Source organism: Polynucleobacter sp. es-MAR-4 (genome assembly GCF_018882055.1).
Lineage (GTDB): Bacteria > Pseudomonadota > Gammaproteobacteria > Burkholderiales > Burkholderiaceae > Polynucleobacter.
This window is the reverse complement of sequence record NZ_JACVPF010000001.1, coordinates 487,319-504,774: the sequence shown is the minus strand read 5'-3', so window position 1 is coordinate 504,774 and position 17,456 is coordinate 487,319. Positions and strand designations below refer to the sequence as shown.

Below are 17,456 nucleotides of genomic sequence, written 5' to 3'. Positions count from 1 at the left end.
TAATGAGTAAATCATGGGATGCCATCGTCATCGGTGGCGGTGCAGCTGGGCTCTTTTGTGCTGGCGTTGCAGGTCAGCTGGGTAAAAAAGTTTTAGTACTAGACCATGCCGAGGTCTTATGTGAAAAAATTCGTATCAGCGGTGGCGGGCGTTGCAACTTCACTAACTTACATAGCAGCCCAGCCAATTTCCTCTCTCTAAATCCACACTTTGTAAAAAGTGCTTTAGCTCGCTATCCCGCACGGGACTTTATTAAGCTAGTGCAGTCCTATCGGATTGCTTATCACGAGAAACATCAGGGTCAATTATTTTGCGATGATTCTGCCAAACAGATTATCGAGATGTTGCTTAGTGAGTGCGCCAAAGGAGGTGTGGATATTCGTTACCCGGTTACGGTCGAATCTATCTCCAATGAAGCTGGGGTTTGGAGCGTTAAAACTAATACAGGCATTGAGAGATCCAAGTCTATCGTGATGGCAACAGGCGGGTTGCCGGTTCCTGCAATTGGTGCGACGGCATATTCCTTGGATATTGCTAAGCAGTTTGGATTGAAGGTGGTTGACCCCCGTCCTGCATTAGTACCGCTCTCATTCACTTCTGGAGAATTTGACAACCTGATGGCGCTATCGGGACTCAGTTTGCCGGTTCGTATTGCCGCGGGATCAAAGGGTAATCGCTATGGTGCCTGTCGATTTAACGAAGATTTACTCTTAACGCATAAGGGTCTTTCGGGCCCTGCAGTCTTACAGGCAAGTAGTTATTGGGTTGAGGGTGAGGCAGTTCATATTGATTGGCTAGGCGCAGTAGAGGCCAATGGGCGCTTTAGCTGTGATGAGTTATTTGATCATGAAGACAATCGCCTCAAGCTGACCGAGAATATCCTGGCCTCAGTGATGCCTCTGCGTCTAGCTAAAGCATTTGCCGAACAAAAGAATCTTTTAGGTAAAAAGTGGGTCGAGGTTTCTAAAAAAGACAGGCAAGCCCTGAAAGAGCTCATTACCAATTGGTCGGTAAAGCCGGCTGGAACCCTGGGCTGGAAAAAGGCGGAAGTAATGTTGGGTGGTGTGGATACCAAAGAGTTAGATGGTCAAACCATGATGGCTCGCAATCACCCGGGTTTGTATTTCATTGGTGAGTGCGTTGATGTCACGGGACATCTCGGTGGTCATAACTTCCAGTGGGCTTGGGCTAGTGGTTTTGCCTGCGCACATTCAATCTAGGGCGCTCAAAAACTAGCTAGTACATTAGTTTGGCTGGTTCCTCATCCAGTCTGCGGTATTAAAAAATGACTCCTCTAGTTGCGCACCAATCTGGCCATCAATACCGCAATCTTCCATAGCGCGATACATACAGGCTAACCATTGATTGCGCTCTTTTAAGCCAATCTTGAAGGGTAGATGTCTCGCACGTAGCATTGGATGACCGTACTTGGGTGAGTAGACATCTGGGCCACCCAACCATCCTGATAAAAAAAGTTTGAGCTTATCTCTGGAGCTCGATAGGTCTTGGGAGTGCATGGCTCGCAGCTCGGCAAAAGGCTCTTCTAGTGCCATCAAGTCGTAGAAGCGGTCAACCAATTCTTCAACCTTAGCCGCGCCACCAATAATCTCGTAAGGGTTTTTTCTTTCGCTCATAGCTTAATTTTAATGCCAATAAAGCCAGGATTTGGCAAGTGACAGATTTGGGTATAGAGTAAGAACATAAGGTAGCACTCTAATTTAACTAAGGGAGAGATGTAATGGATAAGAAAGACATTCAAGCATGGCAGCAAGAAAAGGCAAAGGAGTTGTTTGCTTATTCCCATAGATTATTGGATGCAGCTAAGGACCTCAGCGCACACCATTTGGAAGAGATTCAGTGGGGCATGAAAAATGCTATGGAGAGCGCTAAGTCAGCCGCTAAAAACGACCTTACTAAACTTAAGGAGCTGCAAGAGTCAGCCACCAAAGAAGCGGCTAAGCGTGCGACCGTATATCAGAAGAAGGTGAAATCTGTTCTAAAGGATATCGGTGACGATGCTGCCGATGGAACTGAAAAACATTTAGAAAAAGTTCGCAGTTCTTTAGTGAGTTGGCTCGAAGATGTTGAGGACAAAATCCCAGGCCATGCTGATAAGTTATCCAAAGTAGTTCACGATATGTCCACTGCAGGTCAAAAGATGTTTAAAGAAGGTCGAAAAATTGTGAACCAAGTAGCGGATGCTGCAGAGAAAAATATTGAAGAATTCAAAAAGCCTTCAGATGCCAAGAAAAAATCGAAGTAAGGTTTTCTAATTCAGTTAGAAGTAAAAAAGCCGTCTGTAGCTCAGGCGGCTTTTTTATACCCAGCCCTGAAGCCAGGCCTCAGTTTCTTTGAGATCTCGCCAGGGAATGACTTGGATGCTCTTGTCAAAGACGGCCTCCAGTTCGATGAATTCAATTGCACCCTCAGGAGGCTCTGGAAGGATGACCTTGCTCACCAAAAAATGCTTTCGCTTATGAGTGGGCTTTACTGCTGTCCATTTACTCAGTAGCAGCTTCTTAGGGTTGAGGGGGTTTTGTTCTTTAGAGTTCATTGCACTGAAATTCTTGGGTATTGCTAATGAGCTTGCCAGAGCTTGGCGTAAAAACTTTACTGGAGTCCTGAATTTGAGCGGGACACTTTGAAGCAAAATAACTTATTGGACCCAAGCTTCCACAGTAGTCAAATTGACTATCCTGAAACTGCATCTGCGCTTTTTTGAGAACCATTGGAAATTTAGATCCAGCGCTATCGATGCATGACCAGGTGGTGTAGGTTTCTCTCTCGCAGCCTAAAAGACCAATCGACAGAATGACAAGGGCAATGGTTTTATACATAGAGCATTCTAAGTTGGTGGCACCAAAGTGGCGCCACCAAGATGGATTAAAGAACCCAGAAGTGATGTGTACCATCCTTGCCTAGCTGCTCAACCAAGCCAAACTCCCAGTCTAGGTAGGCCTGCATTGCTGCTGGGTCTACGCTGGTGCCCTCGTATGGACGTTTGTAGCGATCCATTGGTGGCGATGCCAAATGGGTAGCGCCTTTTTCAATCTCTAGTCCAGCATCAATCCAGGCTTTATTGCCACCAGTTAATACAAAAATCTCGGCGCTTGTCAGTGCTTGTATTTCTTTTGCAGCAAATACGGCTAGTTCACCCGTCGTGCTGGTGAGTACGTATCGATTGGCTTGCGGTAAATTTTTCAAGGCATTGGCAAATTGAGAGCGAAGTGCAAACCAGCTTCCAGGAATATGACCTTTGACGTAATTTGCATGGGTGCTGAGATCGATGCAAATCGTTGTGCTATCGCTACCCAGCCATGAAGACGCCGTCTTGATATCAACCATTTGAATCTGAGGTGTGCTTGGCAGGGCGGGGCTCCAAGGACCTTTTTCAGTCAGGTCTGCCGCCTTAATATCATCAATGACATAGACATCCCAAGCCATCTGGGCAAGCCATGAGGCCGGCATATTGGCTCGAACACCACCTGGGTCAGATAGCACAATGCGCGCACCACGAACTGGGGCGACCATTTCAGTCTCTTGCACCAGTTGTCCACCTGGTGTCGACCGGAATCCAGGTAAATGACCCGCTTCATATTCTTCAGGAGTTCTTGGGTCAAAGAAGTAGGTAGTGCGTTCAGCTTGAGATTTCCATTGCTCAATATCAGCAAGTTTGACTCGTTTCACTCCAGCCTGATCAGCGACGCTACGTGCGCGCTGAGCGGCTTCCATCGCAGTACTTTCGCTAACCTCTTTGAATTTACGACTTTGTCCTTTGTCTAATTCTTGTCCTGCTAAGGTCCAGCCAATCGTGCCATTGCGCAAAGCGTTTACTTCATTGGGGATACCTGCATTAATGAGGGATTGGGTGCCGATGATACTGCGCGTTCTTCCGGCGCAGTTCACGATGATCTTCGTCTTTGGATTGGGTGCAAGCTCTGGAAGACGTAGGACCAATTCAGCGCCAGGAACGCTGATGCCGGTCGGTATGCTCATGGTTTGGTACTCGTCAAAACGACGCACATCTACCACCACAACATCTTCTTTGTCGTCTATTAACTTCTTCACTTCTTGTGCTGACAAAGAGGGTGTGTGTCTTTTGGATTCGACGAATTCACCAAAAGATTTGCTCGGAACATTCACATCTTTAAATACTTCTCCGCCAGCTGCTTTCCAAGCTGGGACGCCGCCTTTAAAAACGGAAACATCTACGTAACCTAGTTCAGAGAGTCTTTGTGCTGCCAATTCTGCAGCACCCTCGCCATCATCAAGTGTGACGATGGGCACATCTTTTCTGGGGAGTTTGCTAAATGCATCTACCTCAAGACGTGACAGCGGAAAGTTGGCTGCAAACAAGGGATGCTCTTGAGCATGGGGATCTTCTTCGCGAATATCTAGCAGCGCAACTTCTTCTTTTTTAAGCAGCTTGTTGCGAACAAAGGCGTAATCTTGATATTTGATGGACATGTGTTTATCTCTTTAATTTTTATGTGTACCGATTGATATCACTCTAGTGCAGTATTTTTAGGTGATGGAGCGATCATTGGCTGAAGGGGGTCGAAGTAAGGGTTTTGGCCTTAAAACAGGGCTATTTCTCATTTTTGGGTGTGTCTCCGTTGGTTTTTTTATGTTTTTTCTATTTTGGAGGATTTATAACATCTAAGAGTTATCCCTGATATTACCGGTGAAATCCAGTGGTTTTTATGGGGATATACTAATTCCGAGCTTAGTACTCAAACATTGAACGGATATATAGGAGACAAGATGTCACAACACGATACATTGTTGGCTGCTTTCGAAACTTACAAAGCAGAAAACGAAAAGTTTATTGAAAAAGGCGTTAAGGCATCTGCTGCACGTGCACGTAAAGCTTTGCAAGAAATTGCTGGGGCATGTAAAGAGCGTCGTAAAGAAATTACAGCCGCTAAAGAAGCGATGGAAGCCAAGAAGTAATTCGTCTTACTCCGAATTGAATTCAGCCTGGCCCCCACAAGGAGCCGGGCTTTATTTTTTATATGCTGACAGAAAATAATGTCAACTTCATAGCCTTGCTTCGAATGGGTAGTAGGTTTTGATATTCGGGGCTGCTGGCCCAGGCCTCCGATGCTGCCACATTTGGAAACTCCAGTTCCACAAAGCCGCTAAAGGTATCGCACTGTAATTCATTCCAGAGGAACGCATTGAACGATCCTCGAGAGCTAATGTTGCCTTGATAGAGGGCTACCGTATTTCCTACCTGAGACCGGTACTCCTCAAATGCTTCCGGATCATTTAGTTGAATAAGGCCAATCACTTTAACGCTCATGCCATCCCCCAGTAATTTATAGGACTAGTTTATAAGCAAGCTATAGTGAGATATTAGAACTTCACCATCTCATTAGAGGCGCATATGAAAGTTGCATTTTTAGGCTTGGGTAATATGGGGCTGCCCATGGCTCTCAATTTAATTAAAGCAGGGCACCAGGTCCGTGGCTTTGATTTAGTGCAAGCTCAACTTGATGCTTTTAAAGCTGCCGGGGGACTTCCTATGGGTAGCGCATCTGAGGCCTCAGGGGATGCGGATGTCATCATCAGCATGCTTCCGGCCTCACGACATGTAGAAGCTTTGTACCTGGGCGATTCTGGCCTGCTATCCACTGCTAATCCCAAGGCCCTATTGATTGATTGCTCTACGATTTCACCTAAGGTTTCCCAGGCTGTGGCTGCTGCGGCAAAAGCGAAGGGCTTTGCCATGGTTGATGCGCCGGTTTCTGGCGGAACTGCGGGTGCCCAGGCCGGAACCTTAACCTTTATGGTGGGTGGAGATGGAGCTGATGTTGAGCGCGCTCGACCGTTACTAGAGCAGATGGGTAAGAACATCTTTCATGCGGGTCCGAGTGGCAGTGGTCAAACTGTCAAAGTCTGCAACAACATGTTGCTGGGTATTCAGATGTTGGGGACTAGCGAGGCCTTGCGTTTGGGTATCGCAAATGGCATGGATCCTAAAGTGCTCTCAGACATTATGTCTAAGAGTTCAGGCCGAAATTGGGTCTTGGAGCTTTACAACCCCTGTCCTGGCGTTATGGAGAACGTGCCATCCTCGAAAGGGTATGCAGGCGGCTTTGGCGTAGATTTGATGCTGAAAGATTTGGGTCTGGCGACTGAGAATGCAAGTGACCTAGATGCTAGCGTTCCATTGGGAGATCTATCCCGCAAGCTTTATGAGGTGCACAGTCAAGCAGGTAATGGGCAGCTTGATTTCTCAAGCGTCTTTAATCTCAAGGCGGATTAAAGCAATACCTCTACAGATTGAGTTTGCTTGTCGATCATTTTTCCAATGACGCAGGCGCTAGTGAAGTCATGTTTTTTAAAGATATCTAACACAGCACTCACAGCATCTGCGCTACAAGAGACAAGTAGTCCACCACTAGTTTGGGGATCCGTAAGCAGAGCCTGCTGCGCAGGGCTAAATTGTTCAGGCAAGCGAAGCTCGATCCCATAACTTTGCCAGTTACGATCAGATGCACCTGTAATGACGCCTTGGTCGGCTAAAGCCTGAACATTCGATAGAAGGGGAACTTGAGGCCAGTGAATTTGAGCGGTGAGATTGGAGCCACGAGCCAATTCCAAAGTGTGGCCTGCTAGTCCAAAGCCTGTCACATCAGTTAAGGCATGTACGCCTGGCAGCTTGGCTAGTTCTGGGCCTGCGGAATTTAACTTTGTTGTATTGGCGATCATCTCTTGATAGCCTGCATCATCCAGAAGATCTTTCTTGAGTGCGGCAGACAGGATGCCTACACCAAGGGGTTTACCCAAAATAAGTACATCTCCAGCCTGAGCAGCGGCATTGCTCTTTACGAGCTTAGGATCAACGATCCCGATGGCAACTAAGCCATAAATAGGCTCAACCGAATCAATTGTGTGGCCGCCCGCAATTGGAATTCCAGCGGCCCTACAGGCTTCGGCACCACCTTCTAAGATGCGGGCAATGGTTGCATTCGAAAGAACCTTAATGGGCATACCAACAAGCGCTAAGGCAAATAGTGGGGTGCCTCCCATGGCGTAAATATCACTGATTGCATTTGTAGCGGCAATCTTGCCAAAATCAAATGGATCATCCACGATGGGCATGAAGAAATCAGTTGTCGCAACAATCGCCTGAGATTCATTTATTTGATACACAGCAGCATCATCCGAAGTCTCAATGCCAATTAAGAGTTCTTTAGGAAACGGTAGTTGTGGAACACTTTTTAGAATCTCTGAAAGAACTCCAGGAGCAATCTTGCAGCCACAGCCGCCGCCATGCGAGAGTGAGGTTAAGCGAGGCTCTTGAGGATTGGTGGTATTCATATCAATTAACTCTATGTATCAATAGTGTGGATGCAATATTAGCGGAGATTTATCGATTAAAACTTCTCTTTGGTGGGCTACTACGTTTAGCCGCAGGTTTGCCTCCGCCATTACCACCACCGGCATTACCTGGCCGAGGCTTTCTAGATTGTTGGTGCTGTTGGCTGCGCAATTGGATTGGTTGGGCTACGGCATTAGGGTCTGGCTCAAATCCAGCAATCACCTCTTGGGGAAGTTTTTGCTTAATTAGTTTTTCAATATCTCGCAGCATCTGATGTTCATCAACACAGACCAAAGATACCGCAACACCATTTGATCCAGCTCTACCCGTTCTTCCAATGCGGTGCACATAGTCTTCGGATACGTTGGGCAAGTCATAGTTCACAACATGGGGGAGTTGATCAATATCGATTCCACGAGCTGCGATATCGGTAGCTACTAAGACGGTGATTTTTCCATCCTTAAATTCAGCTAAAGCTTTAGTGCGAGCACTTTGACTCTTATTGCCATGAATCGCCATCGCAGTAATGCCATCTTTTTCAAGCTGAGTAACCAACTTATTGGCGCCATGTTTGGTACGTGTAAATACGAGAACCTGTTGCCACTGATTGGTTTTAATCAAATGCGCCAACAAAGGATGCTTTTGGGTTCTGTCTACCGGATGAATGAGTTGAGCAATGGCTTCATTTGTGCTGTTACTGCGCGCCACTTCAATCAATGCTGGTGAATTAAGTAAGCCATCAGCCAAAGCCTTGATCTCGGTAGAGAAGGTTGCTGAAAACAGTAAGTTCTGACGTTGCTTTGGCAATGCAGCCAAAATCTTTTTGATATCACGCAGAAAGCCCATATCCAACATGCGATCTGCTTCGTCCAAGACGAGGATTTCAATATTGGCGAGTGAGACGCAGTTCTGAGACATGAGGTCAAGTAGGCGACCAGGCGTTGCAACCAAAATATCTAAGCCTGCAGCAATCGCTTTAATCTGTGGGTTTGCACCGACACCGCCAAAGATGACAGTGGATTTCAAGCCCGTATATTTACCGTAGGTCACGACAGATTCTTGAACTTGTGCCGCTAACTCACGGGTAGGGGTCAGAATCAATACGCGTAATTGACGTTTGCCGCCAACTTTGGCGGTGCTGCTTAGGCGCTGCAAGATCGGCAGAGTAAACCCTGCAGTTTTACCAGTGCCGGTTTGAGCGGCAGCAAGTAAATCTCCACCCTTTAAGACGGCGGGAATGGATTTTTCTTGAATAGGGGTAGGGCTGGTGTAGCCTTCCTCGCTAATAGCGCGAAGAATGGATTCTGATAAACCGAGATCTGTAAATAACATAGGGGCCAAATAAATATTGACCCGTATTCAATTAAACGACTATCCCGGTCAATGGGGTGAGCTGCCACACTTACAGTGTTTGCAGAAAGAGTCCATATTTTAAGCTATCAGGACACTTTCTCTGCTGCATTCCAAAGATTGGGTGTTACAGAATTAGCATATCCCGAGATAAACAATTTTTCTGAGCCCGTAATGGGGTCGAATACTGCGCGTTGGATACGGCCAATATTTCCGCCATACACATGGATGCTGATAGATGTTTGGTCGCTTAAAGCATTCTCCACTACGTGGATGTCATGCGTATCAGGGGATACGGTGGCTACTTGACCTGGCTGGCAAAGGAAGGATTCATCAGCCTTGTAACTGCCATCAGCTTGTTGGTAGTAGTTTGCACTTCGTTCTTGCCCACGTAATTGACCGACCATGCCCCAGACAGTATGGTTATGTAATGGCGTCTTTTGACCAGGACCCCAAACAAAACTAACAACTGAAAAACGATCAAGTGGATCTGCATATAGCAAGTATTGTTGGTAGTACTGTGGATGCGGTTTACAAAATTCTTCTGGCAACCAGTCATCAACGCGAATCAGATTTTCTAAAAGATTCTTTCCTTTGGAGAAAATAATCTCTTCGCTAGGTTTGCTCTCTAGCAGTATTGCGAGCTCTTTTACAAATGTCAGTAACTTGCCTTCTTGCATTGAAGTCTCTTCAGTAGTGATGTTATTGGTCAGCCGCAAATAGCCAGTCAGGTAGACCCTTAGGCTTTAGGGTGGTGGTGTCAACGCAGACAATATGAAGTACCGCGCTAGCAATGAGCTCTGGCTCGAGGCCCTCAACAATCCGTTTTGCAGTTTGTTTCACCGCAATTTGGGTTCTTCCACGATGCTCGATGATTTGATCAATGCTCAGCAGATCATCTAAACGCCCAGGCCTATGAAAATTCATCGTGATTTCACGAACGGGGAGAACGATCCCAAATTCCTTAACTAATTTTGTTGGGCTCAAACCTCTTTGTTGCAACCATTCGGAGCGACTACGCTCAAAAATCTCGAGATAGCGAGCGTGATACACAAATCCTGCGGCATCCGTATCCGAATAGCAAACACGAAAGAGGAAGGGCGGGTTGGTCAATTGAGTCATGTCAGTAAGATGCTTTTAGATAAATAGAATCATATCGCGATGTGCAATACCTGCCTCGTTATAGACATCACCTTCTGCAATAAACCCAAATTGCTCATAAAACGGAATAGCAGTGAGTTGGGCATGTAACTTCAGTTTAGTAATACCCTGGGACTTGCTCTGATCAAGCAGGGCGCCCATTAAATTTTTGCCAATGCCTTGTCTGCGATAAGCGGGCAATACAGCCATGCGCCCAATCTTCCCCATATTGTTAGGTAAGGTCAGCAGGCGAGCTGTCCCGATACATTGGGATCCTATGTAAGCTAGGGCATGCAGTGCCGCTGGGTCATGTTCATCAAGCTCCATTTCCTCAGGAACATCTTGCTCTTTAATGAAGACACGCTTGCGGATTGTCCAAGCATCTGGTTTGGCATCCTGCCAGGATTTAATCAAGATCACGCGCTGTCTCTTTGTTATCAATCTATTCAGGAGAATGGGCCATTAAGACTCCAATGTAGCAAATTGCACCGATTTAGGCTTTAAATATTAGCTCTAAGGCTTATAAGTAAGCCACTTCATGGTTAAAATGGATTGGTGGTGCCAGATGATTGGCGCCCCTCATAAACCTTTATCTAGGAGTTATCTTGAAGAAATCTTTATTGGCTACATTAGTTGCCTCACTCGGTTTGGTAGTTGCAAGCTCAGCATTTGCTCAAGCTCCTGCAAAAATGTTGCCTTTGGCAGCTGAAGCAGTTGTATTGACCGCTACCGTTGATTCAGTGGACGTAAAGAATCGTATCGTTGTTCTTAAGGATGCTAACGGTAACTTGGCTCAAATGAACGTATCTAAACAAGTAAATGATTTAGATAAAGTGAAGAAGGGCGATGTGTTTGTGGTTGAGCATGCTCAAGCGATTGCAGTTGGTTTAGTTGCTGCTCCTAAGGGCGCAAAACCAGGAGTTTCAGGTGTGCGTTCAGTAGTGGTTTCGGGCAAAGGTTCCGCAAAGCCATTTGAAGAGACTACTGATACTGTTTATGCAACTGTGAAGATTGGCACAATCGATGCGAAAACTCGTGTAGTGACATTCACATTGCCATCAGGCGAGAAGCAAAAAGTGAAGGTAGATCAGAGCGTTTTAGGTCTTGAGAAATTTAAGGCTGGTGACGACGTGTTGGTTGAGTTCGTTGATGACACAGCAATTGGTTTTGTAGCGCCAAAGAAATAAGTATTCAAAACTAATTCAGCATTTAAAGTGCTGAAGCAGTAAAGAAAAAAGGCCCGCAATGCGGGCCTTTTGCATATCAACTACTGATTAAGCGTCTTTAGCAATCATGACATCAGAAGCCTTGATTACTGCCCAAGCTTGATCACCAACCTTGAGTTTGAGTTCATCCACAGCCTCATTAGTAATGGAGGCGGTTACGATATGACCGGCGCCAATATCCAGCTTCACATGAGAAGTGGTTTGACCCATTTTGAGCTCGACTACTTTGCCGCTGAGGGTATTGCGTGCGCTGAGTTTGACTTTTAGTTCCATGATTTTTCCCGGTTAATTATTTCTTAGCATTTGGAAAGAAGAGTTGTTCGCCACCAATTTGGTAGCTAGCAATCACGTCTTGACCATTCTTGGAAGTGATCCAATCGATAAATGCTTGTCCTTCAGCTTTTTTCACATGTGGGAACTTAGCTGGATTTACCAACATGACACCATATTGATTAAATAGTTTTGGATCGCCTTGAACCAAGATAGCTAGGTCACCACGGTTTTTAAATGCCAACCAGGTAGCGCGATCAGCCAAGATGTAGCCATTCATTGCGGATGCAGTATTGAGAGCAGGACCCATGCCTGAACCAGTCTCTTTATACCAGGCGCTAGGTGCTACTGTGACGCCAGCATCTTTCCAGTAGCGTAACTCTGCAGCATGTGTGCCGCTCTTATCGCCGCGTGATACGAATGGAGCTTGAGCAGTTGCAATCTTCTGAAACGCAACTTTGATATCTTTGCCGCCGCCAATTTTGGCTGGATCAGATTTAGGTCCAATCAATACGAAGTCGTTATACATAACTTCTGTGCGCTTGGTTGCATAACCCTCGCTAACAAACTTCTCTTCTGCAGGCTTGTCATGCACAAACACGACGTCTGCATCACCACGACGACCAATGTCTAGTGCTTGGCCAGTACCAACAGCAACCACTTTGACATCAATACCGGTTTTCATTTTGAAGATTGGCAACATGAAGCCAAAAAGACCTGATTGCTCTGTTGAGGTTGTGGATGACACCACAATACTTTTCTCTTGCGCGTAAGCAAAATTGCTTAAAAGTGCTAGCGCAGTAATGGCGGTTGCCAGTAATCTGTTAAATGACAATTTCATTTGAGTTCACTTCCCTTAGGTAGGTTCGGTTAAGATTTGTCATATTACAAAACATGAATATGCAAAAAATTACATATGAGAATTCAGATCCGGCCAACCCTCGTTTTTGGTAGTAAAAACGCAAAAGACCCGGCAGTGGTCGATTTGGTGTGGTTGACCGTCCTGTTAAAAGACATTGAGCATGGCAAAACACTTATGTCTGCCTGTAAGAAAATGGGCTTGTCTTATAGAAATGTGTGGCAAAAACTCAACGATGTAGAGCAGGCGCTCGGCTTTAAGCTCATAGACAGGGTGAGGGGGCATGGATCCCAGTTGTCGGAATACGCCAGATACTTGATTCAATTTACCGAGGACTTTGATCAAAAGACGATGCGTTTGGGTCAATCCAGTCTGTTGCACTTAGAAGAGGGTTTTGCTCAGTTTAGGGTCAAGGCAAAAAAACAGTGGCGCTTTGCTAGTAGTAGCGATCCCATTATTCAAAAGGCAGTTTTCGAGATTGGTGGCTTTGAGCTAATTACCGCTGGATCGGGTGAGGCTCTGGAGCGCCTATTGAATTACGAGGTTGATATTGCGGGCTTCCATGTTTCAGATCCACAAAGCTCTCAGATTATTTCCAAGAGACTCCAAAAAGAGGGAATGCAAATATTTCCGGTAATGAAACGTGTACAAGGTCTATTGGTTGCCAAAGGTAATCCGCTCAATATTATTTCGCCCAAGGATTTATTAAGACCCAAGATTCGCTTTATCAATCGGCAGAAGGGGTCTGGAACGCGCCTATTGCTCGATACTATTTTGGCAAAAGATGGTATCGATGCTATCCGCATTAAGGGTTACGAGAATGAGGAGTTCACCCACTCTGCAATTGCTACGGCGATATTGGCTAAAAAAGCAGATGTCGGTATGGGTGTAAAAAGTATTGCCTTGGAGAATGGCTTGGATTTCATACAGCTCAAGGAGGAAATTTTCTTTCTGGCTATGAATGAGGACCTCAGTACTAATCCCGATCTAGCCAAACTCATTCGAAAAATTCGAGTCCTTTCCAGCGCTAGTCCTGGTTATAAATCCATTGGATTAAAGAAGCAGATCGCCGGGTGGCTTTAAGGTTTTAATCACCCAATCTGCAACCCATTTGTGCTGGAATTGGGCTTAATTAATACATTCGTTTAAAAATTGAGATACATTGTTGTCATTCCCAACAAACTTTATTGGTATCGATATGACTCTATCTCTTCGCCCTTGGATTCTTGCTGCTAGTGTTCTGAGCTTTTCTGCCTTTGCTGAGCCGGGTGAAAATACTTATAAGCAAGTTTGTGCAGCCTGTCATGGCTCTGGCGTTTTGAATGCGCCTAAGTTTGGCGATAAGGCTAAGTGGGCTCCTTTGATTGCTGAAGGTCAGGTCACTCTGACGGCTCACGCTTACGTTGGCGTGAGGGGTATGCCTGCCAAGGGTGGCAATCCTAACCTCACAGTTGAGGCTTTCTCGGACGCTGTGGCTTATATGGCCAATAAAGCCGGTGGCAACTGGAAGACTCCGGATGCAAAAACCTTGGCTGCAATTAATAAAGAAATTGAAGCGCGCAAAGCCGGTCTTAATAAAAAGCAGTAATTGAATGAACTTACAGCCACATCAGATTGAGATTATTGGTTACTGCGCTGCGTTTCTGACAACGATCGCTTTTCTGCCCCAGGCTATTCAATCCTGGCGTACCCGAGATCTCTCTGGAATATCGGTAGGCATGTATAGCTTATTTACTGCTGGGGTAGGTTTATGGCTTATTTATGGCCTCATGATTGAGACCTGGCCTTTAATTCTGGCCAATGCCTTAACCTTTGCCTTAGCTTTGAGCATTTTGGTTCTCAAGCTGCGTACCAAAGATCACAAATGACCTTCCTTCAAGTAATGTCATAATGAATTCACACAATAATTATTAAAAATTAGACACCCATTAGAAAGGCTAATCATGAGCACCGCATACGTTATTGATCCACCGATCGTTCCATCACTTCCTGTAGTGGGTGACACACGTCGATTTGCCGTGAACCGGATTTATTGCGTTGGTCGTAACTATGCTGATCATGCTCGCGAAATGGGTCACGATCCCGACCGTGAGCCACCATTCTTTTTCATGAAGCCGGCGAACTCAATCGTGGCTGATGGTAAAGATATGCAATACCCAAACCTGTCGAACGATGTGCATCATGAGGTCGAGATGATCGTGGCTATTGGCAAGGGTGGCGCCAATATTCCTGCGGATAAAGCGCTCGAGCATGTATATGGTTATGGCGTTGGTTTAGATATGACTCGTCGTGACTTGCAAGGCGAGGCTAAGAAAATGGGGCGTCCTTGGGATACTGGTAAAGCCTTTGATCAGTCAGCCCCTTGTGCAGCTATTACTCCTGCCGCTCAGTTCGGACATCCGAGCAAGGGTGCAGTAAAGCTATTGGTGAATGGTGAAGTACGCCAAGAGGGCGATTTAAACCAGCTAATCTGGAATGTTCCAGACACGATTGCTTACCTCTCTACTTTATTTACGCTCGAGCCAGGCGATTTAATTATGTCTGGTACACCTGCAGGTGTAGGCCCTGTTAAAAAAGGTGACGTGCTTGAGGGTAGCGTCGAAGGCCTTACTCCACTCAAAATCAAGATTATTTAATCTAATAGGATTTACAGAGCACTACTTGCCAAGCCACTTTGGTGGGCGTCCTTCAAGGAAGGCATTCACTCCTTCTTTGAAGTCGACGCTGTTGTAGGTCTCTCTCATGAGTTCGGTGCAATCCGGTAAATTGCTTTCCATCAAGCGTGCCAATGTGACTTTGCTGGCCTTTTGAGTAATTGGCGCTAGTGCTGATAATTTGCTAGCCAAAGCTTCAGCTGCACCTGTCATTTCTTCTGGGGTAGCGGTTTGATACAGGTAGCCTGAGTTCTGCAACTCTGGCGCCTTGATGAGTTCTGCGGTGAGCAGCATCCGTTTCACCATTGGAACGCCTAAATGGTTTGCTATCCATGACAGATTGCTTGGTGATAGACAATTTCCCAAAGTCTTTGCTACTGGAATGCCAAAGCGTGCATCAGTAGTTGATATTCTGAAATCGCAAGCAGTAGCAATCAATAAGCCGCTACCGACAGCTAAACCTTCGATCAGCGCAATGGTGGGAATGGGTAGGTGCTGCAAGGAGTGAAAAATGGCATCGACTGCAACTTCATAGGCCTCATTTTCTTTCAGGTCGACAAATTGCTGAATATCGCTACCTGACACAAATGCCTTGTCGCCAGCACCCCTGAATATCGCTACCTTGATCTCTGGTTTATCTGCTATGTCATCGCAAATTCGCTTGAGCTCTTCGTACATTGGCCAGGTTAAGGCATTGCGTGCCGTAGGATTATTGAAGGTAATTCGGGCGATAGCTCCGTCGAGCCGGAGGTCGATACAAGGTGGGGTGGAGTTCATGAGTGCATTCTATACAAAAGACCCTTTGAACTGCTTGTTTTCAGGGTTTGAATCGACCTGCGATAGAATTCATTTATGTATATGTTTCTACCTTTCCTGACGGCCTTTATCGGCCTTGTCCTCGTTTGGTTTGAGAAGCGTCTGGCAGGTCTTGCAGTGCTCGCTATCACCGTCGGTATTCTGATGTTCTGGTTCCGAATTCACGCAACAAACCACTTAAATATTAGTCTGTGAGGAAATGTGAATAAGCATTCCCTTCCTTCGCTGGCCGGTCTAGGTAATCAGCTCGCTCTAGCTGCGATCGTTGGCATGCTGTCTTATGCTTTTGTCGATCAACTTTATTTTGGTGAGTTGCCTTGTCCTCTGTGCTTAATGCAGCGAATTGGTTTTGTGATCATTGGTTTTGCCCTAGTGCTCAATATTCGATGTGGCGCCCATTCTTCTCACTATGGATGGGGCATCATTGGTGGCTTAGTGGGAATGACCGTCTCTTTGCGCCAAGTACTTTTGCATATCTTGCCGGGCGATAAAGGATTTGGGGCAACCTTTCTAGAGTTGCATTTTTACACTTGGGCTTTTGTTGGCTATCTCGGTTTGATCGCTGGCCTTGCTATTTTGTTAATGCTGCCTAATCGCGAAGTGCGTTCACGTTCCCTGTTTGCAAATATATTAGTCATTCTATTTATCGTTTTAGTCTTTGCTAACTTCGCATCCACGCTCTTGGAATGCGGTATCGGCCCTTGTGCTGATGATCCTGTTAAATACGAGGGATGGATCTGGTTGCGTAACCGTTTTGGTATTTAACAAAATGCGAGTGATTGCATGAAGATCACTTTTCAGATGCTAAAGAGTCTGGCGATCCTGATTACTTGTCTGAGCTTTGCTAATGCGGCTCAAGCACAAACAGCTAAATCCAGCACTAATACTACTTGGCCTAAGCAGGCGATTCGGATTGTCGTGACGTTTACGCCAGGTGGTGCACCCGATATTTTGGCTCGCGTACTTGCTGAGAATTGGCAGCAAAGTTTGGGAGTTCCAGTTCTAGTCGAGAATCGTCCTGGCTATGGCGGCAATATTGGCGCTGACCTAGTGGCAAAGAGTGAGCCCGATGGATATACCTTACTCATTGGCACGGTGGGTATTCATGCGATCAATGGGGCGCTTTATGAAAAGCTTCCTTTTCATCCGATAAATGATTTCACGCCCATCAGCTTCTTGGCGAGCACACCCAATGTACTAGTAGTGAATAAGAAGTTGGGTGTGAACAATTTGCACGAACTAATTGAGCTCGCTAAAGCAAAACCCAATGAGCTCACTTTTGGCTCCTCAGGTGTTGGCACTTCTTTACATATGTCCGGTGAGCTTTTTAAAGAAATGACTGGAGTGCAGATTCGGCATATTCCGTACAAGGGGAGGGCGCAATCTTTACCCGATCTAATTAGCGGTCGGATTTCAATGCTCTTTGATAATCTATCTTCATCCTTGCCCCTGATTAAGGCCGGTGAGGTGCAGGCTTTGGCGGTAACCACCTTAAAGCGGTCATCGGCAGCCCCCGAGATTCCAACTATGGCTGAGCAGGGCTTGCCTGGTTTCGAGGCAATATCTTGGTTTTCACTGATGGCGCCCGCCAATCTACCCCCAGTCCTGCAAAAACGCTTGAATACCTTAACTCGCCAAGCCCTCAGTCAGCCTGATGTCAGAAAGAAGCTACTAGCTAGCGGTCTCGAGCCTGCTCCAGGTAGTCCGCAAGAGCTTTCCAAGTTGATTCAGTCCGAGACCAATAAATGGGGTAGAGTGGTTTATAAGTCAGGCGCAAAATTAGAGTAATAAGCCCTTTTTATGTCAGCCTT

At 46.0% G+C, this 17,456-nt stretch carries 25 protein-coding genes; 12 read left to right on the top strand and 13 right to left on the bottom strand.

Translation table 11 applies throughout. The features are described from left to right. Window positions 1-2 precede the first annotated feature (2 nt). Window positions 3-1,220 (top strand): NAD(P)/FAD-dependent oxidoreductase, encoded by a 1,218-nt coding sequence (locus ICN16_RS02520; RefSeq protein ID WP_216133614.1) that lies wholly within the window; start codon window positions 3-5, stop codon window positions 1,218-1,220. A gap of 24 nt (window positions 1,221-1,244) precedes the next feature. Here ICN16_RS02520 and ICN16_RS02515 read toward each other — a convergent pair whose 3' ends face one another. Continuing rightward, complete coding sequence (locus tag ICN16_RS02515; protein ID WP_216133612.1) at window positions 1,245-1,634, bottom strand: group II truncated hemoglobin; 390 nt, start codon at window positions 1,632-1,634, stop codon at window positions 1,245-1,247. A gap of 104 nt (window positions 1,635-1,738) precedes the next feature. Here ICN16_RS02515 and ICN16_RS02510 point away from each other — a divergent pair, with 104 nt between their 5' ends. Next, the gene (locus ICN16_RS02510; protein WP_216133610.1) at window positions 1,739-2,263 is read left to right on the top strand and encodes a phasin family protein; all 525 of its coding nucleotides are present in this window, start codon (window positions 1,739-1,741) and stop codon (window positions 2,261-2,263) included. Window positions 2,264-2,317: 54 nt separating this feature from the next. On the opposite strand, the gene ICN16_RS02505 is transcribed toward ICN16_RS02510, so the two are convergent. Genes ICN16_RS02505 through ICN16_RS02495 form a run of 3 tightly spaced genes read right to left on the bottom strand, consistent with a single transcriptional unit; the run spans window position 2,318 to window position 4,467 of the window. Next, on the bottom strand, window positions 2,318-2,554 hold the full coding sequence (locus tag ICN16_RS02505) for a TIGR02450 family Trp-rich protein (protein WP_216133609.1): 237 nt from the start codon (window positions 2,552-2,554) through the stop codon (window positions 2,318-2,320). Further along, window positions 2,544-2,837: a hypothetical protein gene (locus ICN16_RS02500; protein WP_216133601.1), complete on the bottom strand. Its 294-nt coding sequence runs from the start codon at window positions 2,835-2,837 to the stop codon at window positions 2,544-2,546. Before ICN16_RS02500 ends, ICN16_RS02505 begins: the two co-directional genes overlap by 11 nt. 46 nt (window positions 2,838-2,883) lie before the next feature. Further along, complete coding sequence (locus ICN16_RS02495) at window positions 2,884-4,467, bottom strand: rhodanese homology domain-containing protein (protein WP_216133599.1); 1,584 nt, start codon at window positions 4,465-4,467, stop codon at window positions 2,884-2,886. Window positions 4,468-4,764: 297 nt separating this feature from the next. On the opposite strand from ICN16_RS02495, the gene ICN16_RS02490 reads away from it, so the two are divergent. Further along, entirely contained in the window at window positions 4,765-4,953 is a 189-nt protein-coding gene (locus ICN16_RS02490) for a hypothetical protein (RefSeq protein WP_173942993.1), read from the top strand. Between the two features lie 58 nt (window positions 4,954-5,011). Here ICN16_RS02490 and ICN16_RS02485 read toward each other — a convergent pair whose 3' ends face one another. Beyond that, a complete protein-coding gene (locus ICN16_RS02485) occupies window positions 5,012-5,305 on the bottom strand; it encodes a DUF1330 domain-containing protein (protein ID WP_216133597.1) in 294 nt (97 codons plus the stop codon). 84 nt (window positions 5,306-5,389) lie between these two features. Between ICN16_RS02485 and mmsB the strand changes: the two genes are divergently transcribed. After that, complete coding sequence (gene mmsB / locus ICN16_RS02480; protein ID WP_216133594.1) at window positions 5,390-6,271, top strand: 3-hydroxyisobutyrate dehydrogenase; 882 nt, start codon at window positions 5,390-5,392, stop codon at window positions 6,269-6,271. On the opposite strand, the gene selD is transcribed toward mmsB, so the two are convergent. The 5 genes from selD to ICN16_RS02455 form a co-directional block, all read right to left on the bottom strand. Then, window positions 6,268-7,329 (bottom strand): selenide, water dikinase SelD, encoded by a 1,062-nt coding sequence (gene selD / locus ICN16_RS02475; RefSeq protein WP_216133584.1) that lies wholly within the window; start codon window positions 7,327-7,329, stop codon window positions 6,268-6,270. The genes mmsB and selD overlap by 4 nt on opposite strands. Window positions 7,330-7,378: 49 nt before the next feature. After that, a complete protein-coding gene (locus ICN16_RS02470; protein ID WP_216133582.1) occupies window positions 7,379-8,662 on the bottom strand; it encodes a DEAD/DEAH box helicase in 1,284 nt (427 codons plus the stop codon). A 107-nt stretch (window positions 8,663-8,769) separates the two neighbouring features. After that, window positions 8,770-9,360 carry a hypothetical protein gene (locus ICN16_RS02465; RefSeq protein WP_216135612.1) on the bottom strand — a complete coding sequence of 197 codons (591 nt, stop codon included), beginning with the start codon at window positions 9,358-9,360 and terminating at the stop codon, window positions 8,770-8,772. A 22-nt stretch (window positions 9,361-9,382) separates the two neighbouring features. Next, window positions 9,383-9,802 (bottom strand): YbgC/FadM family acyl-CoA thioesterase, encoded by a 420-nt coding sequence (locus ICN16_RS02460; RefSeq protein ID WP_216133580.1) that lies wholly within the window; start codon window positions 9,800-9,802, stop codon window positions 9,383-9,385. A gap of 15 nt (window positions 9,803-9,817) precedes the next feature. Next, window positions 9,818-10,240, bottom strand: coding sequence for a GNAT family N-acetyltransferase (locus ICN16_RS02455; protein ID WP_370625597.1), 423 nt, complete (start codon window positions 10,238-10,240; stop codon window positions 9,818-9,820). 185 nt (window positions 10,241-10,425) lie between these two features. Between ICN16_RS02455 and ICN16_RS02450 the strand changes: the two genes are divergently transcribed. After that, window positions 10,426-11,007, top strand: a complete 582-nt coding sequence (locus ICN16_RS02450) for a hypothetical protein (protein WP_255533567.1) — start codon at window positions 10,426-10,428, stop codon at window positions 11,005-11,007. An 87-nt stretch (window positions 11,008-11,094) separates the two neighbouring features. Here the strand turns inward: ICN16_RS02450 and ICN16_RS02445 are convergent, their stop codons facing one another. Together ICN16_RS02445 and ICN16_RS02440 are read right to left on the bottom strand one after the other, a co-directional pair. Beyond that, the gene (locus ICN16_RS02445) at window positions 11,095-11,319 is read right to left on the bottom strand and encodes a molybdopterin-binding protein (protein WP_216133578.1); all 225 of its coding nucleotides are present in this window, start codon (window positions 11,317-11,319) and stop codon (window positions 11,095-11,097) included. A gap of 16 nt (window positions 11,320-11,335) precedes the next feature. After that, the gene (locus tag ICN16_RS02440) at window positions 11,336-12,157 is read right to left on the bottom strand and encodes a substrate-binding domain-containing protein (protein ID WP_216133576.1); all 822 of its coding nucleotides are present in this window, start codon (window positions 12,155-12,157) and stop codon (window positions 11,336-11,338) included. 75 nt (window positions 12,158-12,232) lie between these two features. Between ICN16_RS02440 and ICN16_RS02435 the strand changes: the two genes are divergently transcribed. The 4 genes from ICN16_RS02435 to ICN16_RS02420 all read left to right on the top strand — a co-directional run bounded on the left by ICN16_RS02435 (window position 12,233) and on the right by ICN16_RS02420 (window position 14,811). Beyond that, complete coding sequence (locus ICN16_RS02435) at window positions 12,233-13,258, top strand: substrate-binding domain-containing protein (protein WP_216133574.1); 1,026 nt, start codon at window positions 12,233-12,235, stop codon at window positions 13,256-13,258. 115 nt (window positions 13,259-13,373) lie between these two features. Continuing rightward, window positions 13,374-13,763, top strand: coding sequence for a cytochrome c5 family protein (locus tag ICN16_RS02430; RefSeq protein ID WP_216133572.1), 390 nt, complete (start codon window positions 13,374-13,376; stop codon window positions 13,761-13,763). Window positions 13,764-13,767: 4 nt separating this feature from the next. Further along, window positions 13,768-14,043: a SemiSWEET transporter gene (locus tag ICN16_RS02425; RefSeq protein WP_216133570.1), complete on the top strand. Its 276-nt coding sequence runs from the start codon at window positions 13,768-13,770 to the stop codon at window positions 14,041-14,043. A 75-nt stretch (window positions 14,044-14,118) separates the two neighbouring features. After that, window positions 14,119-14,811, top strand: a complete 693-nt coding sequence (locus ICN16_RS02420; protein ID WP_216133568.1) for a fumarylacetoacetate hydrolase family protein — start codon at window positions 14,119-14,121, stop codon at window positions 14,809-14,811. Window positions 14,812-14,832: 21 nt separating this feature from the next. Here ICN16_RS02420 and ICN16_RS02415 read toward each other — a convergent pair whose 3' ends face one another. Next, on the bottom strand, window positions 14,833-15,606 hold the full coding sequence (locus ICN16_RS02415; protein WP_216133566.1) for an enoyl-CoA hydratase/isomerase family protein: 774 nt from the start codon (window positions 15,604-15,606) through the stop codon (window positions 14,833-14,835). Window positions 15,607-15,681: 75 nt separating this feature from the next. Here ICN16_RS02415 and ICN16_RS02410 point away from each other — a divergent pair, with 75 nt between their 5' ends. From ICN16_RS02410 to ICN16_RS02400, 3 genes are read left to right on the top strand one after another with little or no spacing between them, the layout of a single operon-like run. Then, window positions 15,682-15,840, top strand: a complete 159-nt coding sequence (locus tag ICN16_RS02410) for a DUF5993 family protein (protein WP_216133557.1) — start codon at window positions 15,682-15,684, stop codon at window positions 15,838-15,840. Window positions 15,841-15,846: 6 nt separating this feature from the next. Continuing rightward, a complete protein-coding gene (locus tag ICN16_RS02405) occupies window positions 15,847-16,410 on the top strand; it encodes a disulfide bond formation protein B (RefSeq protein ID WP_216133555.1) in 564 nt (187 codons plus the stop codon). An 18-nt stretch (window positions 16,411-16,428) separates the two neighbouring features. Continuing rightward, complete coding sequence (locus ICN16_RS02400) at window positions 16,429-17,433, top strand: tripartite tricarboxylate transporter substrate binding protein (protein WP_216133553.1); 1,005 nt, start codon at window positions 16,429-16,431, stop codon at window positions 17,431-17,433. The last annotated feature ends 23 nt before the right edge of the window (window positions 17,434-17,456 follow it).

Coding starts and splice junctions, on each gene's coding strand:
- ICN16_RS02490 (WP_173942993.1), top strand. CDS start 4,765: ATGTCACAACACGATACATTGTTGGCTGCTTTCGAAACTTACAAAGCA.
- ICN16_RS02460 (WP_216133580.1), bottom strand. CDS start 9,802: ATGACTCAATTGACCAACCCGCCCTTCCTCTTTCGTGTTTGCTATTCG.
- ICN16_RS02420 (WP_216133568.1), top strand. CDS start 14,119: ATGAGCACCGCATACGTTATTGATCCACCGATCGTTCCATCACTTCCT.
- ICN16_RS02500 (WP_216133601.1), bottom strand. CDS start 2,837: ATGTATAAAACCATTGCCCTTGTCATTCTGTCGATTGGTCTTTTAGGC.
- ICN16_RS02485 (WP_216133597.1), bottom strand. CDS start 5,305: ATGAGCGTTAAAGTGATTGGCCTTATTCAACTAAATGATCCGGAAGCA.
- ICN16_RS02510 (WP_216133610.1), top strand. CDS start 1,739: ATGGATAAGAAAGACATTCAAGCATGGCAGCAAGAAAAGGCAAAGGAG.
- ICN16_RS02425 (WP_216133570.1), top strand. CDS start 13,768: ATGAACTTACAGCCACATCAGATTGAGATTATTGGTTACTGCGCTGCG.
- ICN16_RS02400 (WP_216133553.1), top strand. CDS start 16,429: ATGAAGATCACTTTTCAGATGCTAAAGAGTCTGGCGATCCTGATTACT.
- ICN16_RS02435 (WP_216133574.1), top strand. CDS start 12,233: ATGAGAATTCAGATCCGGCCAACCCTCGTTTTTGGTAGTAAAAACGCA.
- ICN16_RS02440 (WP_216133576.1), bottom strand. CDS start 12,157: ATGAAATTGTCATTTAACAGATTACTGGCAACCGCCATTACTGCGCTA.
- ICN16_RS02415 (WP_216133566.1), bottom strand. CDS start 15,606: ATGAACTCCACCCCACCTTGTATCGACCTCCGGCTCGACGGAGCTATC.
- ICN16_RS02445 (WP_216133578.1), bottom strand. CDS start 11,319: ATGGAACTAAAAGTCAAACTCAGCGCACGCAATACCCTCAGCGGCAAA.
- ICN16_RS02515 (WP_216133612.1), bottom strand. CDS start 1,634: ATGAGCGAAAGAAAAAACCCTTACGAGATTATTGGTGGCGCGGCTAAG.
- ICN16_RS02470 (WP_216133582.1), bottom strand. CDS start 8,662: ATGTTATTTACAGATCTCGGTTTATCAGAATCCATTCTTCGCGCTATT.
- ICN16_RS02505 (WP_216133609.1), bottom strand. CDS start 2,554: ATGAACTCTAAAGAACAAAACCCCCTCAACCCTAAGAAGCTGCTACTG.
- ICN16_RS02465 (WP_216135612.1), bottom strand. CDS start 9,360: ATGCAAGAAGGCAAGTTACTGACATTTGTAAAAGAGCTCGCAATACTG.
- ICN16_RS02495 (WP_216133599.1), bottom strand. CDS start 4,467: ATGTCCATCAAATATCAAGATTACGCCTTTGTTCGCAACAAGCTGCTT.
- ICN16_RS02410 (WP_216133557.1), top strand. CDS start 15,682: ATGTATATGTTTCTACCTTTCCTGACGGCCTTTATCGGCCTTGTCCTC.
- selD (WP_216133584.1), bottom strand. CDS start 7,329: ATGAATACCACCAATCCTCAAGAGCCTCGCTTAACCTCACTCTCGCAT.
- mmsB (WP_216133594.1), top strand. CDS start 5,390: ATGAAAGTTGCATTTTTAGGCTTGGGTAATATGGGGCTGCCCATGGCT.
- ICN16_RS02430 (WP_216133572.1), top strand. CDS start 13,374: ATGACTCTATCTCTTCGCCCTTGGATTCTTGCTGCTAGTGTTCTGAGC.
- ICN16_RS02520 (WP_216133614.1), top strand. CDS start 3: ATGAGTAAATCATGGGATGCCATCGTCATCGGTGGCGGTGCAGCTGGG.